General features: G+C 68.1%; 17 protein-coding genes. 9 read left to right on the forward strand and 8 right to left on the reverse strand.

The window, feature by feature from the left end; all coding sequences use genetic code 11:
* Positions 1 to 56: 56 nt before the first annotated feature.
* Together HALKA_RS0101505 and HALKA_RS0101510 are read right to left on the reverse strand one after the other, a co-directional pair.
* The gene (locus tag HALKA_RS0101505) at positions 57 to 1,118 is read right to left on the reverse strand and encodes a DUF2332 domain-containing protein (RefSeq protein ID WP_012807707.1); all 1,062 of its coding nucleotides are present in this window, start codon (positions 1,116 to 1,118) and stop codon (positions 57 to 59) included.
* A gap of 63 nt (positions 1,119 to 1,181) precedes the next feature.
* Complete coding sequence (locus HALKA_RS0101510; protein ID WP_018256334.1) at positions 1,182 to 2,801, reverse strand: sensor histidine kinase; 1,620 nt, start codon at positions 2,799 to 2,801, stop codon at positions 1,182 to 1,184.
* A gap of 82 nt (positions 2,802 to 2,883) precedes the next feature.
* On the opposite strand from HALKA_RS0101510, the gene HALKA_RS0101515 reads away from it, so the two are divergent.
* The 3 genes from HALKA_RS0101515 to HALKA_RS0101525 all read left to right on the forward strand — a co-directional run bounded on the left by HALKA_RS0101515 (position 2,884) and on the right by HALKA_RS0101525 (position 4,563).
* Entirely contained in the window at positions 2,884 to 3,537 is a 654-nt protein-coding gene (locus tag HALKA_RS0101515; RefSeq protein WP_018256335.1) for a DUF7095 family protein, read from the forward strand.
* Between the two features lie 92 nt (positions 3,538 to 3,629).
* Positions 3,630 to 4,046 (forward strand): CopD family protein, encoded by a 417-nt coding sequence (locus tag HALKA_RS0101520; RefSeq protein ID WP_018256336.1) that lies wholly within the window; start codon positions 3,630 to 3,632, stop codon positions 4,044 to 4,046.
* Complete coding sequence (locus tag HALKA_RS0101525; protein WP_018256337.1) at positions 4,039 to 4,563, forward strand: DUF7965 family protein; 525 nt, start codon at positions 4,039 to 4,041, stop codon at positions 4,561 to 4,563. Before HALKA_RS0101520 ends, HALKA_RS0101525 begins: the two co-directional genes overlap by 8 nt.
* On the opposite strand, the gene HALKA_RS0101530 is transcribed toward HALKA_RS0101525, so the two are convergent.
* Together HALKA_RS0101530 and HALKA_RS0101535 are read right to left on the reverse strand one after the other, a co-directional pair.
* Positions 4,538 to 5,329, reverse strand: a complete 792-nt coding sequence (locus tag HALKA_RS0101530) for a class I SAM-dependent methyltransferase (protein ID WP_018256338.1) — start codon at positions 5,327 to 5,329, stop codon at positions 4,538 to 4,540. The genes HALKA_RS0101525 and HALKA_RS0101530 overlap by 26 nt on opposite strands.
* 37 nt (positions 5,330 to 5,366) lie before the next feature.
* On the reverse strand, positions 5,367 to 6,110 hold the full coding sequence (locus tag HALKA_RS0101535; protein ID WP_018256339.1) for a TrmB family transcriptional regulator sugar-binding domain-containing protein: 744 nt from the start codon (positions 6,108 to 6,110) through the stop codon (positions 5,367 to 5,369).
* Positions 6,111 to 6,202: 92 nt separating this feature from the next.
* Between HALKA_RS0101535 and HALKA_RS0101540 the strand changes: the two genes are divergently transcribed.
* Positions 6,203 to 7,738 (forward strand): sensor histidine kinase, encoded by a 1,536-nt coding sequence (locus tag HALKA_RS0101540; RefSeq protein WP_018256340.1) that lies wholly within the window; start codon positions 6,203 to 6,205, stop codon positions 7,736 to 7,738.
* Between the two features lie 208 nt (positions 7,739 to 7,946).
* Here the strand turns inward: HALKA_RS0101540 and HALKA_RS0101545 are convergent, their stop codons facing one another.
* On the reverse strand, positions 7,947 to 8,777 hold the full coding sequence (locus tag HALKA_RS0101545; protein ID WP_018256341.1) for a deoxyribonuclease IV: 831 nt from the start codon (positions 8,775 to 8,777) through the stop codon (positions 7,947 to 7,949).
* Positions 8,778 to 8,857: 80 nt separating this feature from the next.
* Here HALKA_RS0101545 and HALKA_RS0101550 point away from each other — a divergent pair, with 80 nt between their 5' ends.
* Positions 8,858 to 9,148, forward strand: a complete 291-nt coding sequence (locus HALKA_RS0101550; RefSeq protein WP_018256342.1) for a DUF8101 family protein — start codon at positions 8,858 to 8,860, stop codon at positions 9,146 to 9,148.
* Between the two features lie 29 nt (positions 9,149 to 9,177).
* On the opposite strand, the gene HALKA_RS0101555 is transcribed toward HALKA_RS0101550, so the two are convergent.
* Entirely contained in the window at positions 9,178 to 10,008 is an 831-nt protein-coding gene (locus tag HALKA_RS0101555) for a lipoate--protein ligase family protein (RefSeq protein WP_018256343.1), read from the reverse strand.
* Positions 10,009 to 10,124: 116 nt separating this feature from the next.
* Here HALKA_RS0101555 and HALKA_RS0101560 point away from each other — a divergent pair, with 116 nt between their 5' ends.
* Positions 10,125 to 11,756: an NADH-quinone oxidoreductase subunit D gene (locus tag HALKA_RS0101560; protein WP_018256344.1), complete on the forward strand. Its 1,632-nt coding sequence runs from the start codon at positions 10,125 to 10,127 to the stop codon at positions 11,754 to 11,756.
* On the opposite strand, the gene HALKA_RS0101565 is transcribed toward HALKA_RS0101560, so the two are convergent.
* Positions 11,734 to 12,138: a hypothetical protein gene (locus HALKA_RS0101565; RefSeq protein WP_018256345.1), complete on the reverse strand. Its 405-nt coding sequence runs from the start codon at positions 12,136 to 12,138 to the stop codon at positions 11,734 to 11,736. The two genes, HALKA_RS0101560 and HALKA_RS0101565, sit on opposite strands and share 23 nt — an antisense overlap.
* A 602-nt stretch (positions 12,139 to 12,740) precedes the next feature.
* Here HALKA_RS0101565 and HALKA_RS0101570 point away from each other — a divergent pair.
* On the forward strand, positions 12,741 to 13,583 hold the full coding sequence (locus HALKA_RS0101570; RefSeq protein ID WP_018256346.1) for a DUF8155 domain-containing protein: 843 nt from the start codon (positions 12,741 to 12,743) through the stop codon (positions 13,581 to 13,583).
* Here the strand turns inward: HALKA_RS0101570 and HALKA_RS0101575 are convergent, their stop codons facing one another.
* On the reverse strand, positions 13,584 to 14,156 hold the full coding sequence (locus tag HALKA_RS0101575) for a cysteine hydrolase family protein (RefSeq protein ID WP_018256347.1): 573 nt from the start codon (positions 14,154 to 14,156) through the stop codon (positions 13,584 to 13,586). It lies immediately after the preceding gene.
* 84 nt (positions 14,157 to 14,240) lie between these two features.
* On the opposite strand from HALKA_RS0101575, the gene HALKA_RS0101580 reads away from it, so the two are divergent.
* Both HALKA_RS0101580 and HALKA_RS0101585 read left to right on the forward strand, forming a co-directional pair.
* Entirely contained in the window at positions 14,241 to 15,698 is a 1,458-nt protein-coding gene (locus HALKA_RS0101580; RefSeq protein WP_018256348.1) for an Hvo_1808 family surface protein, read from the forward strand.
* Positions 15,691 to 17,022 (forward strand): Hvo_1808 family surface protein, encoded by a 1,332-nt coding sequence (locus HALKA_RS0101585; protein ID WP_018256349.1) that lies wholly within the window; start codon positions 15,691 to 15,693, stop codon positions 17,020 to 17,022. Before HALKA_RS0101580 ends, HALKA_RS0101585 begins: the two co-directional genes overlap by 8 nt.
* The last annotated feature ends 6 nt before the right edge of the window (positions 17,023 to 17,028 follow it).

The following is a 17,028-nucleotide window of genomic DNA, read 5'->3' on the forward strand; positions in this document are numbered from 1 at the left end:
CGGCCGCCACAGTCAAAAAGCCGGCCGGAGCCCACGGCGAAGCCGTTGTCGGCCGTTTACCGGTCGCCGTCGGCGTGCCACTCGATCCACTGTCCGTGGGGGTGATATCGAGCCAGTCGGTCGGTCGTGAGTGTCCCTGCGACCGAGCGGTGCCAGCGGAGATCGAGTCCGTCGCCCGGATCGTCGAAGGCACCACTACCGGTGAGCCAGTGGAGTTGCCGCTCCCGGGCACGGGTGGCGATCAGGTCCCGGAGATTCGCTCTGACCTCGTCGGGCAGCTGGTAGAGCACGAGCGTGCTGTAGACGACGACCGGCACGTCTGCCGGGATCGTGTCGAGGATTCTGGGGAGCTCGTCGATTGCGTCTCCCTCAATCAGCCGTGGTGGATCGCGCCGAGCGACCGCGACGGCATCGGAGAGGGCGGCGCGCCGCTGGTCGTGTTCGGGCCAAGTCAACGCCCCGAGCCACTCGACGTCGGCCTCGTCGGTCACGTCCATCGGATTCAGATCGACGCCGACGCGAGAGTGGACACCGGGGGGATCGACCGGCAACGGCGGAGTCCCCTCCTCGACGGTGGCTCGAATCGTCACCGGCGCGTCGGACCGTCCGACCCGGCGAACGTCCTCGTCGAGATCCCTGCCACGGAACGCGTAGCCGTAGCGGTCCAGCGCGAGGTTCAGCCCAGCACTCGGACCGATCTCGACGAGCGCGATCTGGCCCTCAGTCTGGGCTGTGACGTGTGCGATCGCCGGATAGAGGACCGCACAGCGGCCCACCTCGTTCGTCTGTGTCCGACGGTCGGTGAGAAGCGGACGCAGTGCCCCCGCGTACGTCCGGCAGAAATCCCGCAGCGCCGGTCCGAGATCCCCGTCGGGCGGGCGCGGATCGTCGGTCACGCTGGAGTAGTAATTGGCCAGTGGATGGTCGACGCCGCGCCGGACCACACAGTGGACGGCGGCGAGAAAGACGTTCGCGACGGCTCGGTCCGCGGGAACCGTCTCGGCGAGCGTGAGGAGTTCGGGTTCGTCGGCGACAATTCGACAGAGCCGTTCGTACAGCGGCGAAGTGTCGGCAGTCCACTCGGCCAGGTCGAGGAACGGCTCTCGAAGGTCCGTCATACGGGTCGTTCCAGTGGGCCGGACAAGACAGTTGCCGTCGGGTGGGAACGAGCACCACAGCCGTCACTCCTCGCGGACGCGTGGCAGCGTGATCGTGACGGTCGTGCCGTCGTCGACGGTGACCGCGATGGTGCCATCGAGCCACTCGACGACCCACTTGACGACCCACAGCCCGAGGCCCGAACCGTGGTCGGTCGGCGTCTCGACGAACGACTCGGTGAGGACTCGCCGCTCTACGTCGGGCAAACCGGGGCCGTCGTCGTCGACCGTAATCGAGACCCTCTCGGGCGTCGTGGTCACGTCGATCGACACCGTCGGCTCCGCACAGCCGTGGATGATCGCGTTGCGGATCAGTTCGTCGGCGACGACGCTGACGAGGTCCCCGTCGGGGACGAGGGCGGTCTCGGAGGACGACTCCGTCGCGACGGTCGCGTCGGGGTACTCGTCCCGGAGGTCTGCGACCGTCTCCTCGACCAGCGGTCCGATCGGTCTGGGCGGGGACTCCGAGCGGTCCGTCCGGAGCGACGTCTCGACGATCCGTGCGTGATCGGCGAGCTTCAGCAGCGACTCGCCGCGGCGTTTGATGAGGCTCGCGTCCTCGATCAGACGCTCCTCTTCTGCGGACTCCTCGATGCGAGCGGCCGTCCCAGAGACGACTGTCATCGCGTTCCGGAGGTTGTGTCTGAGCACGCGGTTGAGCACCGTCACCTCGACGCGGCGGCGAGCCAGCGTCTCGCTGAGTTCGTTGAAGTGTGCGGCGACGTTTGTCCACTCGGTCGGCCCCGACAGGGAGACCGTCGTGCCGTACTCGCCGGCCACCAGCGCGCTCAGCCCGCCCTGGAGACGCTCGAAGTTGGCGACGTACTCCCGGTAGAGCCACCACCCGAACACCGACAGCGACGCGAGGACGAGCCCTAGGGTCCCGAGGCCCAGCAGCGTGATCGACTGGAGCTCCGACCGAACGGCGCTCTCGGTCCGTGTCGTCGACACGGTCCAGCCTGTCCGGTCGACGGTCGCGTTGGCGACGGCGACTGCCCCCTCGTCGCCCGGCTGGGGACCCCGCTGGTACAGCGTCGTGCCGTTGGCCGCGACGAGGACGCCGCTCGCGGTGCTTTGCTCCTGGCGGATCGGCGCGAGGAAGTCACCCCGACGAACGTGAAACGCCGCGTTGAACGTCCCGACGATCGACCCATCGGAGTGGATCGGGGCACTGATCGTGACGATCCGGTTGCCACTCTCCGCGGAGACCGGTTCGCTGACGTACGTCTCGCCGGCCATCGCCCGCTGGAAGTACTCCCGGTTGCCGAACTGCTGGCCGACGAGGGCGCGGGACTGAGCCGGCGCAGTTCCCTCGGAGTACAGCGCCGTCATCGTCCCGTTGGCGGCGATGACGGACGCGCCGCTAAAGGAGGTCGACAGGACGAACGACCGGACCGACTCCGCCTGTTCCTGTGAGTGGTGGTCGGCCAGCGCGGGGGTCTCAGTCCACAGGCCGACCGTCTGCCCCTTCTCGGTGAGGAGAACGTCGAGCTGGGAGGCCATCGTCTCGCTGACGCGTTCGAGGGCGGCCTCCTCCTGTGCGATCGTCGCATCGCGATACAGCGTGAAGCCGGCCAGCGAGAGCACCGAGAGCACCACCGTCAACACCAGGAACGCGACGAGGAAGCGTCGCCGAAGTCGCATTGTCGGCAGTTTCGCCACGGAACACATAAAGAGTGGGGCCACGACGGCAGACATATTTCCCTGTGACCGGTAGGGTCGGGCGATGAGCGAACTCGCGCGCGAGGCGGCGATCGATCGAGCCGTCGAGATCGTCGACGCCGTCGCCGAGCAGACCATGCCGGTACCGGTACGAGAGGTCTGGGTGTACGGCGACGTGGCACTCGGACTCGATCCGATCGACCGACTCGACGTGTATCTGACGAAGGACATCCTGCTGCGCGACGACGCAGACCGAGAGCCCGAGTTTCGCGAACGACTGGGCGTCGAGGGCGTCGGCAAAACCGTCCGGGCTGCGTGGGCCGACGAGCACCCCGAGTACGTCCGTGCGAACGCCTCGGGCCACGCCGCGCCCGAGCGGTGTCTGGCGGCCCACCTGCTCGACGAGAACGAACCGATCCACCTCGAAGTGTGCAACGCCTCGTTCGAGGACAACGTCACCCAGCGCCTGAAGGGGGCCCGCGCACGCGGAAACTACGAACAGCTGCTCGATCCCCGCGGGGTCTGTCTGTGGGCCGAGGGCCAGCGCAGCGACTCGGCCGTCCGCAAGCTCCGAGAGAGCGAACTCGCATTTCCCACGCTGTCAGGCGCACTCGAAACGCTGGGTATGGACCCGGCGGAAGCCGACGAGGCCGCCGACGCCGTCCGAGAGTACCGGGAGCGACAGAGCGGAACGACGGTCCGGGGCGACGTGGTCTGATACGGACACACGACCGAGAGATCCCAACAGCAGGTGGCGACAGCCACAGTCGACGCCACAGCTATTTTGCGCCGGGCCGTGAACCGCCGACGATGAGTCAGTCCCTCCACCTCGCGATCCGAACCGTCCACGTCCTCGCGATGGCGCTGCTGGTCGGCGGCGCGGCCGGGCTCTGGGCCGCGGCCCGACGGCGCGTCGACGACCTCCACGTGCTGGCGAAAGGCTACGAGTGGCTCTTCTGGGCCGCGCTGGGCGTGTTGGTCCTCACGGGCGTCGGCAATCTCGGTGCGCTCGGTGCGCCCGGCCCCGGCACTCGCTGGGGGCAGACGCTGCTCGCGAAGCTCGTGGTCGTCGCTCTGTTCGTCCTCGGCTCGGCCGTCCGAACGCTGGCCCTCACCCGGACCGACCGCTCGACGCCACTCGCCGCCTGGAGTCGGCGGGCGTACGGGCTGACGACGGTGACACTGCTCGGGCTCGTCGTCCTGGCGGAGGTGCTGGCCCATGGCTGAGGCCGCGGCTACGTCCCAGAGCACGCGCGAGACGATCGGACGACCGACGACGACGCTCACCGCGTGGACGCTCGCGACCACGAACACGGTGGGATTCGTCCTCGCCGTGCTGGTCCCCGCCTACGCCAGCGGCGGGCTCTCGGACGTGTTGCCCTCGCTGAACACGGCGGTCGGCGTCGCGGCGTTTCTCGCGCTCTGGCTGGTCGTCGGAGTGACGACCCACTGGCTGCTGGGCCACGTCGACCCGTCCAGTGACTCCCCGGTTCGGCTGACGCTGTGGGCCGGGAGCTGCGGGGCTCTCGCTGGCATCGTCTTCCTGGTCGGGATCGTCGTCGGGCTCGGTGTCCCGGCGGCAGTCGTCGGCTCGTTCGGACTGCGGACGGTCGTCCTGCTCGCGGCCGTCGGGACGCCGGTCGCCGCCATCGTCGGGGCCGTCGTCGGCATCGCGGCGGGACTGCTGGACGTGGTCTTGCTCCGGATCGCCGGCCGGGTCACTCCCCCGTCCGACCGACGGTGACGAAGAAGGGGACCGTCTCGGTCCGCTCGTACTCGCCGGCACCCATCTGATCGATCACGTCCCGACCCATCGACCGCCAGGCGTCCCGGAGCCGATCGAACTCGTCGTCGGGGACCGACGCGGCCAGCACGTCGGCCCGGTCTGCCAGCCCCGCGCCCGTCGCCTTGCGCTGTGCCGCGGTGAGTGCGGTCTCCGAGTACGGCGGTGCGACGGTGAGTCGCTGATCGTACCGCCGGGTCGAGACCACGTCCAGCCCGGCGTCGGGAAAGAGATCGGCCGCGCGCGCTCCGAGCGCCACGTCGGTGTCGACGCCGTCGAGGTAGAGCCGGCGCGCCCGTCGGGCCAGCGTCGGTTCGGCGTCGACCGTCGACTCGACGCTGACGGCGCTGTTGTCCGGTTCGATGACGGCGACGCGGTCGCTGGCGACTCTGGCGAACTCCGCGAGTGCCGCCGCGGGCTCCGGGAGGTTGATCAGGAGTGCCTGACACACCACGATGTCGACGGCGTCGTCCGCGACGGGCAACCGCGTGGCGTCGCCACGAACGACCGGCTGGGGGACGGTCGACAGCAGCGTCTCGTCGGCGTCGACGCCGATCACGTCGCCGGGCGACTCCTCGCGGAGCACCGCGGTGAGTTCGCCGCTGCCACAGCCGACATCGAGCACTCGCCGGGCGGTGTCGAGTTCGAGATCGGCGAGCGCCTCGCGGGAGTCGCCCCACATGTCCCGGCGCGTGCGTTCGAGGTAGTCGGCGTCGAATCTGCGCACGGCCGGGGTTGTCGTGCGACCGGCAAAAGGAGCCCGGTCACGCGCGTCGGAGCGACAGCCGTTCGGCGGCCACGTCCTCCAAAACGGCGTGGGGGCCACCGATCCACTGACGCCCGTCGTCCTCGACGAGGATGGAGTTCTCGATGGGCAGTGAGGAAGACGCGGGATACACCATCCGCTGGTGGACGTTCAGGACGCGGCCGTCGACGGTGCGTTCGGCCCCGGTCTCCGGATCTCGGCCCGTCGCACGGCATCGGATCGGCACGTCCTCGCGGAGGCACAGCGCGACGTTCGTCACGGCGTGTCGGATACCGTCGTACGTCGCGGGGAGTGCCGGCACTGCCCTGGCGTGGATCTCCGACGCGAACATCCAGAAGTTCGTGACGAAGTCTCGGTAGAGACCATGTGCGACCTCCTGAAAGTCGAACGTGGTGGCGACATCGTCGGAACCGTCGTCGGTGATCGAGGAGCCGTTGCCGATCAGTCCGCGTTCGTTGTCGACACAGCAGAACACGGGCGCGATGTCCTGCGACCTGCGTGCGACCGTCGACCGGCCCGCGAGCGACGGCAGTTCGCGTTCCGAGCGCTCGTCGTGTGGCGGGTCCCAGACCAACACGAGGACGAGCAGCCCACGATCGACGGCCGCCGAGAGCGTCGCGTCGAGGTCCGGTAACACCGTGTGTGGCACCGAGAGAGCGACCTCTGACGCCGCACCGTCGACCAGCGTTCGAATCCGGTCGAGGATGGCGTCGCGCTCGATCACCTCGGTGTCGACAGTCATCACCGACAACAGGTACCAGATGCCGATAAAACCACCTATCACTGAGGGTGATAGAGCACACGTTTTTATCGCTTGGATTCGGCAGTTCCCGCATGGACGAGGGGACGACGGTGCTGTACGTGGGGGGGTACGGTAGCACCGAGCCACGAGAGCACCTCGAAGCCGCGGGGTTCGAGGTCGAAAGCGTCGTCGGAGCGGCCGACGCGCGGGCCGCCGTCCGGGAGAATCGATCGATCGAGGTCTGTGTCACCAGATACGAGGTCCCGCGAGCCGACGGGATCGAGTTCCAGGGCGGGCTCGCGGTCGTCGACGCGGTCGAGGCCGAGCGGCAGTCCCTTCCGGTGATCCTCTTTACCCGGATGGCCAACCGCGACGTGGCACGCGAGGTCTCAGGGCGAGACCTGTTCGACTACATCCCGATCCAGTCGGGCGACGCGCCCTACGATCGGCTGGTCCGGCGCACTCGAACGGCCGCGAGTCGGTACCGAACCGACCGGCGCGTCGAACAGCTGTCGCGGATCAACGAGATCGTCCGAGACGTGAACCGCGAACTCGTCCGGGCCGACGACCGCGCAGGCGTCGAGCGAGCGGTCTGTGAGGAACTCACACAGCGGGGTGCCTACGAGTTCGCCCGGTTCGAAGGCGGCGAGGAGACCACGGCCCACGGCGGCGAGGCGGACGGCGAGACGGTCGACCCGGACGCCCTCGCGAACCACCTCGGGGCAAGCGGGCCGGGCGTCGTCGATCTGGACGAGCGCTGGCAGCCATACACCGCGGGCATCGTCGTCCCGGTCGCCATAGACGGGGTCGAATACGGCCGAGTGTTGCTGTGTACGACCCGCCCGGACGCCCTCGACGAGACCGAGCAGGAAGTGCTCGGAGAGCTGGGCGAGACGATCGCCGACGCGCTCGACGCCATCGAGACCCAGCAAGAACTGGCCGTCCGCGAGCGGGAACTCGCAGAGCAGAACCGCCGGCTCGAACGCTTCGCCTCGATCGCCAGCCACGACCTCCGGAACCCCCTCCAGGTCGCCGACGGCTACGTCCAGCAGCTCCGAGAGGAGTCCGACGACGAGCGCCTCGACGAGATCAGCCAGGCGCTGGGACGCATCGGCACCATCATCGACGACGTGCTCGCGCTGGCCCGGAGCGGGGACGGTGCGATGACGAAGGCGGCCGTCGACCTGACGGCGGCCGTCGAGCGGGCCTGGGAGACGGTCGACACCGGCGACGCGACCCTGGAGTGTGCGGTGTCGGGGACGGTCCAGGCCGACGAGGACCGCCTCGCGCGGCTCTTCGAGAACCTGTTTCGCAACGCCATGGAGCACGGCTTCACGGCGTCGGCGACCCAGAATCGGCGAGACGGCGAAAGTAGCAGGGATCTAACCGTCCGCGTCGTCCCGACCGAGAACGGCTTCGCGGTCGAGGACGACGGCGTCGGCATCCCGCGAGAGAAGCGAGAGTCCGTCGTCGAGCTGGGCCACTCGGAGGGCGGTGGGACGGGGCTCGGGCTGGCGATCGTGGCCCGAATCGCCGAGGCACACGACTGGACGGTCACTGTCGAGGAGAGCGATGCCGGCGGTGCCCGGTTCGTCTTCGCCGTCGGCGAGCCGGTGTCCGGCGCGTAGGCGTCGGCCGAGCGCACCCCGTCGCGGCTCTGATCTATGGTAACAATTGATACGGAAAGTTGTAGGTCTTTACCAGATCGACCGCACGACGGCGTGCGGTCGACTGGGTAAACGCCTACAACCGTCCGTATGAAACGATTTACACACCGATCGCACTGCAGTCGTGCGATCGGGTGTGCATTGATTTTCAATGGCTACTATAGCAGTGTCAGGCGTTCCCCAGCTCTCTGGCGCGTTCGATGTTCCACTCGAAGCCCCGGCCGTCCTCGGTCGGGGTCTCCAGAACGAAGGGCACGTCTTCGAGGGCCTCGTGGGTCAACAGCGCGGCCATCCCCTCCTCGCCGATGTACCCCTCGCCGAGGTGGGCGTGTTCATCCTTGTTGGTGCCACACTCGTGTTTCGAGTCGTTGAGGTGGATGCAAGCGAGGTTGTCGAGTCCGACCACGTCGTCGAACTCGGCGATAGTCTCGGCGACGCCTTCGGCCGTCGAGATGTCGTAGCCCGCCGCGAAGGCGTGGGCCGTGTCGACACAGACTTCGAGGTCCTGCTCGGAGCGGTCGAGCACCTCTGCGAGGTGTTCGAACTCGCCGCCGAGTTTCGTCCCGCTGCCGGCGTCGGACTCGACGAGCACCGTGACGCCGTCGGGAATCGTCAGTTCGTCCAGCGCGCTCGCGGCGTTGTCGAGACCGCCCTCGACGCCGGCCCCCGTGTGCGCACCGAGGTGGACGTTAACGTACTCGACGCCGAGTGTGTCGGCGGCGTCGACCTCCTTTTGCATCGAGTCGATCGACTTCGCCCGGAGGTCGTCTTTGGGGGTACAGAGGTTGACGAGGTACGACGAGTGGATGACCCACGGCCCGACGCCGTGTTCGTCGCTGCGTTCGCGGAACTGTTCGGCCTCCTCGTCCTCGATGTTCGGGTCCTGCCAGACCTGTGGCGAGTGGCTGAAGATCTGGCCGCAGTTCCCACCGTAGTCGACCTGTTCGTCGACGGCGTTGTACGCTCCGCCGGCGATCGAGGTGTGTGCTCCGACGCGCATACCGGTGGATACGGACGGTCGATCAAAGCACTTCCGAAGGCACCGCCGGGTGTTTTCAACTCGGGGTCCCAAGGTCGAGTGTGCCAGCAGACGCGCTCCCGCCGGACGTGTACGCCGTCCTCGACCAGTTGCTCACCGAGGCCAGTCGAGCGGTCGCCAGCGGCGACCACGAGACCGCGTCCAGCGCCGTCGACAGCGCGGCGACGGTGACCGAGAACAAGGTGCCACCGGGCCCACAGCGGCGACTGCTCGGACACTGCTGTGAGACGGTGACCGACCTGCTCGAAGCCGAAGACACCGACGCGGCGCTGATCCGAGAGTACCTGCGAGCGACGAGCGAGCGACTCGTCGTCGAGGCCGGCGGCTCCTGAAGCCGTCAGGCCGGCAGCTCCTGAGGCTGTCAGGCCGTCGGGTCCGTCCGCTCGTGGGTCCAGGCGTCCGTCTCGAACTTCTCGCTCGCGCGCTCGCGCGCACGCGAGCTGAGCTCCTCTGGCCACGACGTTTCCGCGACGGTCCCACCGAGCGTCGTCTCGACCCACTCGCGGAGTGTGTCACGGAGCGTCGCGACGGCCGCCGATCGGGAACGGTCGACGTACTCCTCGATGCCGCCGACCCGGTCGGCGAACGCGTCCGGCTCCGGCTCGCCGGTGAAACAGGCACAGTGGCGCGCCGGGGTCGTCTCGAAGGTGAGCGAGCCGTGTTGCACGACGGCGTCGCGCTGGCGGTACTGGGCGTTGCCGCTGATCTTGCGGCCGTCCGGGCCGACCACGTCGTGTGCCGGGTGTAACGCCCGGAGGTAACAGGCGGGCTGGTACACGGCCGGTCGCTCGTCGCTCGCGAAGGCGGCGTCGACCCCCATTCCCTCGAAGGCATCGAGGATCGGCTCACAGAGCAGTTCGTAACACGCCAGCAGGTCGCCCGGAACGGCGTCGCCCGGCACGACGATCGAATAGGAGATGTCGCCGTCGGCGTCGTGGTAGATCGCACCCCCGCCCGTGGGGCGGCGCGTGACGGTGATCCCCTCGCGCTCGCAGTACTCCCAGTCGATCGTCGCCGGATCCTGGTTGTAGCCAAGCGAGAGCGTGCTGGGCTCCCAGCGGTAGAGCCGAACCGTCGCCAGCCCGCCGTCGGCGACCGTCTCGGCGGTGACCTCGTCCAACGCCATGTTCGTCGCCCCGTCGTGTGCGCGTTCGTCGACGAAGCGCCACGACAGGTCCCCCAGATCGGTCATGGGACGGCCTACGGCCGGAGCCCCGAAAGCGGTTGTGGGCGGCGTCGTCGGCGCACATAAATCGGCCTCGCAATCGAGGCACAACGCCGAGGCCAGTCCCCGGCGTACCGCTCGACATGCAACAGGCCACGAGAGCAGCCACAGAGCCGCTGTCGGTGCTCCCCGAATCTGCCGTCGTCGGAACCGAGGACCACGAGAACGCGCCAGCGATCGTCGTCCGTGCCGACGCGGTCGAGTCGGTCCTCTCGACGCTGAAGACGGAGGCGGGCTACGACCACTGCGCCTGCGTCACGGCACAGGAGTACGGCGATCGCTTCGAGACGATCTATCACCTCCGGACGTACGACGACCCGACCGACGAACTCTCGGTCGTCGTCCCGACGTTGCACGACGACCCCCACTCCGAGAGCGGGGCGGGCGTCTACGAGACGGCGGCGTGGCACGAGCGCGAAGCGTACGATCTGCTCGGCATTACCTACGAAGGACATCCGGATCTGCGACGGATTCTGCTGCCCGAGACCTGGCAGGGCCATCCGCTCCGGGAGTCGTACAATCAGGACAAGCCACAGATCGTCCCGTTTCGCGAACACGAGCGCATTCTGGAGGACCGCCGTTCCGGACCGGACACGATGCACCTCAACATGGGGCCACACCACCCCTCGACCCACGGCGTCTTGCACCTGCGCGTGACGCTCGACGGCGAGACCGTCGCGGACGTGACTCCCGAGATCGGGTTCATCCACCGCTGTGAGGAGCAGCTGTGTCAGCAGGGTACCTACCGCCACCAGATCATGCCCTACCCCGACCGGTGGGACTGGAGCGGTGCCGGGCTGCTCAACGAGTGGGCCTACGCGCGCGCCGCGGAGGACCTGATCGGCGTCGACGTGCCCGAGTACGCACAGGTGATCCGGACGATGAGCGCGGAGCTGTCGCGGATCCTCTCGCACTTCCTGGCGATCGCGGCCTACGGACTGGACGTGATCTCGGAGTTCACCGCCGTGTTCCAGTACGGCATCCGCGACCGAGAGATCGTCCAGGACATCCTGGAAGACCTCACCGGCCAGCGGCTGATGTTCAACTACTTCCGGCTGGGCGGCGTCGCCTGGGACCTGCCCGAGCCCCGCGAGACGTTCTGCGAGACCGTTCGGTCGTTCCTCGACGACCTGCCCCAGAAGCTCGAAGAGTACCACGACCTGCTCACCGGCAACGAGATCCTCCAGATGCGGACCGTCGACACCGGCGTGCTCCCACCAGAGACGGCCAAGGCATACGGCTGTACGGGGCCGGTCGCGCGTGGCTCCGGCGTCGATTACGACCTGCGCCGGGACGATCCGTACGGCTACTACGACGAACTCGACTGGGACGTGGTCACCGAAGACGGCTGTGATAACTTCTCGCGTGTGCTCGTGCGCCTGCGCGAGATCGAGGAGTCGGCCACGATCATCGATCAGTGTGTCGACCTGCTCGAAGAGTGGCCCGAAGACGACCGCACGATTCAGGGCAACGTCCCCAGAACCGTCCGCCCCGACCGCGACGCCGAGATCTATCGGGCAGTCGAGGCCGCCAAGGGGGAACTGGGCATCTACATCCGCTCGGACGGCACCGACACACCAGCACGGTTCAAGATCAGAGGCCCCTCGTTCTCGAACCTCCAGTCACTCCCGGAAATGGCAGAAGGCGAGTACGTTCCCGACCTGGTCGCCTCCATCGGAAGCCTCGACACGATTATGGGCGAAGTCGACCGGTGAGAGTCCGCGGCAGCCGGATCGTGCCGCTGCACTCGAACAGTCGGTCGTCGATCACGCCCGCCCGTCGCAACACGCCCAGTCGGACGCCGTTCGGTACGCGGTCGGGTACCGCCAAGTCGGCCGCGTCCAGCAGTTTCTGGAACTTCCGGGACTGGCCGGCCACTTTGCCCGCCAAACTCCCACCGCCGCTCGCCGCCGCCGGCAGGATCGTCCCCGCGCTGTAGCCGAGCGACCACCCCGCCGCGAACTCTGCAAAGTACTGCTCACCCCTGTCGAAGGGATTTCGGTCGGCCTGTTGCTCCCGTATCTGCTGGGCCATCATCGCCGGAATCTGGGCGAGGATCTCCGGCCGTTCGAGGATGGCCTCGCCGAGCTGGACCATCTGGTCGACGAAGCCCAGCGGTGGTGTTCAGATAAGAAATCAGGATCAGAAACCTCGAAGCACCGAAAGTCCTCGTCGCGCTCCGGCATTCTGTGACGGATATCTTCACTTCGTTCAGATAGTGCCGCCACAGAATGCCGGACCACGACTCGCCATTTCATCCGCCAGGAGAGCACGCTCTCCTGAGCCTGTGCTCACCCTGTTCGCACAGACGCCAGGATTCGGCCGTTGAGCCGTCTAGACCCTGGTGGATGAAAGGGCGAGCGCAGTTGCGGGAACCCCGACGATGCAAGCACCGACTGGAGCGCAGCGAGTCGCGGGACCGCAACTGCGCGAGGGCTTTCGGTGCTTCGAGTTTCTGATCCTGATTTCTTATCTGAACACCACCCTGGCGAACAGGCGACACTCGCTCGTCGCGGCTCGCGTGTCGCGCTGCTCCCGCACCCGTTTCCGAGGGCTCGCTGCGCTCGCCCTCGCGACGGGGCGTGTCGCGCTCCCGCTGGACCCGCCGCGGCGGTGCTTAGATCACGGGCAACGCTGACCCGTCCTCCCTTTTGAACCCCGGCGACAGACACATGTCGCTGCCAGCCAACTGAGTGGTGATGGTCGTCACGCTGTCGTCGGACGCACTCGCGCAGTACTATCGGTTCTCGCTGTACAACTCCCCGTTCGTGGCCCACGACGACGGCCGCGCGATCGACCTCTACCCCTCCGGCGCGGTCGCACCGTCGCCGGTCGCGGGCACCGTCGTCGAGACGAAGCAGGTGCGTGCGCCGCCCCAGCCCTACGCTGCCGAGCACGACTACCTCCTCCTGATCGACACGGGCGAGTGGATGGCTCGTCTGCTGCACGTCGAGCCGTCCGTCGCGCCCGGCGACGAGGTGGGCGTCGGCGATCTGCTGGGCGAGACGGTGCGAGCGGGCTTTTTCGCGCCGTGGGTGCCCGATCACGTCCACCTAGAGTACCGCGACCACGAGACGAATCCCTACCGGGCAGACGGCTCGGAGCCGCTCGCCGTCGCGGTCGACGTCGAGCCACTCCCCTGGGACGGCACCGGCACCGTCGTCGATACGGGGGCAACGTGGGCTCGACTCGACGCACCGGCCCATCCAGCGCCCGGCGAGCGCTTCGTCGGACTGGCCAACGGGGGGCCGGGTGACGGGAGAGCTGGTGTCGTCGACGGCGGGCTCGCTCACTACGAGGCGGGTGGATTACTCGGGCACTCGCCGTCCGATGCGACCGAGCGGGCGGTCGTCGTGGCCGGCGCGCCGGTCGGGACGGCGACCGGCCGGACCGTCGCGTGGGACGACGTGACGGTGCTCGCAAACGGCGATCCGATCACCGGGCTGGCGCTGTTCTGTGCCCGCGATCGGTTCGGCGTCAAACTCGTCGGCGACGGCGTCGACTTCCAAGAGGGCGAGGAGGTGACCGTCGAGTGCCGGTGATCAAGCGAAGGTGATCTCGCCGCGCTCGGTCACCTCGCCGAACAGCCAGCCTGCGTGGTCCAGTGCGTACTCGCGGTGGTCGTCCTCGATCGCGCCGATGGCGTCTTCGACCAGCACCGGGCGGAAGTCGCGCAGGCCGGCGCTGGAGGCCGTGTGCAACACGCAGACGTTCGCGAGCGTCCCACAGACGACGAGGTCCTCGATCCCGTGGGCGTCGAGCCACCCCTCCAGCTGGGTCTCGTAGAAGGCGTCGTAGGTGTGCTTGACGACGACGAGGTCGTCATCGGTCGGCTCCAGTTGTGCGACCAGCTCCGTCTCCCAGGACCCCTCGACGACGTGCTCGCCCCAGCGGTCGAACTCGTCGTAGTAGTGTGCGTCTTCGAACTGTTCGGGCGGGTGTACGTCGCGGGTGAAGACGACGCTGGCACCGGCCTCGCGTGCGCGCTCGACCAGCGCGCGGCAGGGCTCGATGGCCGCCTCGCTGTCGGGCGCGTACAGCGCCCCGTCCGGGTGACAGAAGCCGTTTTGCATGTCGACGACGACGAGTGCGGTTCGTGCTGGCTCGAACTCCATGGCGGACGCTACGACCCGCCGGCCCAAAGCGTTGTGGCCCGTACTGCGCGTCATTTTTTACGCTGCGGCCCCTGCTTCCGGTACATGTATCGCGCCGCCCTACTCGCTGCGCTGCTCGTTCTTGCCGGCTGTCAGGCTCCGTCGGCCGGCCCGTCGGCGGCGTCCCCCGTACACGAGACGACGGGGACCGACGCCCCCGAGCCGACGGCCACGCCCACATCTGCCGACACTGACGACGGCCCGCCCGATCCCGAGTCCGATCGGCTCGGCTGGGAGAACGGATACTGGCACAACGAATCGCTGGACGTGACCAACAGCGACGGCCTCAACGAGAGCGAACGCGAGGCCGTCGTCGCCCGCTCGATGGCCCGCGTCGAGTGGGTCCGAGAACGCGAGTTCGACGAGACGGTCCCGGTCAGTGTGATCGACCGGTCGACGTACCGGAACCGCTCTACCCCCGCGTCGAACGCGACGAGCGCGCGCTTCGACAACGGCAAGTTCGAGGCTTTGTTCCTGATCGGCGAGGACAGGGACGCGCTGGCGGCACAGAACGCCGCGCTGAGCCAGAGCGTGCTCGGCTACTACAGTCCGGCCCGCGACGAGATCGTCATCGTCGCCGACAGCGAGACGCCACAGCTCGACGGCGAGGCGACGCTCGCCCACGAACTGGTCCACGCCCTGCAAGACCAGCAGTTCGACCTGACCAACGGGACCGTGACGACCCGCGACGCCTATCAGGGCCGCAACGGGATCGTCGAGGGCGACGCCTCCTTCGTCGAGCGGCGCTACACCGCCAACTGCGGCGCGACCTGGTCCTGTCTCGACTCGGCCGACAGCACGCAAAGCGGCGGTGGTGACGGTCACTTCGGACTGAACTTCCTCCAGTTCTTCCCCTACAGCGACGGCCCTGGCTTCGTCGAGCATCGCTACGAGGCCGGCGGCTGGGCGGCCGTCGACGCCGCGTTCGCGGACCGGCCCGACGGTGCGACGGAAGTGATCTACCCCGAACAGTACCCCGAGTGGGAGCCGGCGACCGTCTCCCTGCCCGACCGCAGTAACGACGAGTGGGAGCGGGTTCGACCGCCGGGACGCGCCGACTACGCCGTCGTCGGCCAGTCCGCCATCGCCGCGTCGCTCGCCTACACCGTTACCGACGACTACGAAGACGCCAGCGTGGTGCGGGCCCGCGACGTGATCAACTTCGAGGCCGACGGCAAAGTCGCCGGGGACGATCCGTACAACTACGACGTACCGGCCGCCCGCGGCTGGGCCGGCGGCAAACTGTTCGTCTACGAGAACGGCGAGCGGTCGGGCTACGTCTGGCGGACCCGCTGGACCAACGAGAGCGAGGCGGCCGAGTTTGCAAGCACCTGGAGCGCGGTCGTCCGCCACTGGGGCGGCGAGGAAACCGGGGAGAACGTCTGGACGATCGCCGAGGACAGTCCCTTCAACGACGCCGTCAGGATCGAACGCTCCGGCGCGACGGTGACGGTCGTCAACGCGCCCGACGCGGCGACACTGGAGGCGGTACACGATGCGTAGGGTCGCAGCGCTCGCCCTGCTGGTCGTCCTCGCGGGCTGTCTCGGTGCCGTGAACGACCTGAACCCCGCCGACCGCGACCGCCCGGCCGACGAGGACCCGATCGGCTGGGAAGACGGCTACTGGTACGACGACAGCGTGTCGGTGACCACCGAGGACGGTCTCAACGCCAGTGAACGGGCGGCGGCCCTGGCCCGGAGTAAGGCCCGCGTCGAGCGGATTCGCGACCGGGAGTTCGACGGCAACGTCAGCGTCGAGGTGATCAGCCGCGCCGAGTACCGCAACCAGTCGCTCGGTCCCGGCGGGACCGGACCGGACGATCCCTGGAACGATCAGGTGTGGGAAGCACTGCTGCTGGTCGGCGAGGACTCGGGCACCAGCGAGGCCATGGGCGAGACCTACAACGCCTCGGTCCAGGGGTACTACAGTCCGGCCTCGGACAACATCACGATCGTCAGCGACTCGCCGACGCCGACCGTCGATCGCTCGACGCTGTCTCACGAGCTGGTCCACGCCTTGCAAGACCAGTACGACAACCTGGAGTCGTCCCCGGAGACCCAGGACCGCCAGCTCGCACGGCAAAGCGTCACCGAGGGCGAGGCCAACTACGTTCAGTGGACCTACGAGGACCGCTGTGAGAACCGCTGGCAGTGTCTCTCTCCACCCGGCGGCGACGGCAGCGGTGAGAGCTCCGGCGGCGGCGCGCCGACCGACGGCGTCTTCGTGACGATCTACCAGCCCTACGCGACCGGGCCGGGACTGATCGACCAGCAGTACGGCCGGAACCGCTGGGACGGCGTCGAACGACTGTACGAGAACCCGCCCGACAGCACCGAGCAGGTGATCCACCCGGACCGGTACCCCGACGAAGAGCCGGTGAACGTGACCGTCCCCGACCGCAGTAGCGACGAGTGGGAGCGGTTCGACCACGAGCCGGTCGCGGACACCGCCGGTGAAGCGTCGATCTTCGCGATGCTGTACACCAACGACGCCGTCGAACCCGAGCAGTGGTTCCGGTACCGCAGCGACGCCTCTGCGGGCTGGGGCGGGGACTCGATCGTCCCCTACCGCGACGGATCGGGTGGCTACGGCTACGTCTGGACCATCGAGTGGGACTCGCCGGGCGACGCCAGGGAGTTCGAGGCGGCTTACACGTCGATCCTCGACGACAAGGGCGCGTCGCGACCGAGCGAGACCGTCTACCGGGTCCCCGACTCCGACGCCTTCGGGGACGCCTTCCGAGTCACTCGCTCTGGAAGTCGGGTCCGCATCGTCAACGCTCCGACGGTCGACGATCTCGGCGACGTACACGAGCGACCGTCGTAACGCCGC

This window comes from Halomicrobium katesii DSM 19301 (assembly GCF_000379085.1).
GTDB classification, from domain to species: Archaea; Halobacteriota; Halobacteria; order Halobacteriales; family Haloarculaceae; genus Halomicrobium; species Halomicrobium katesii.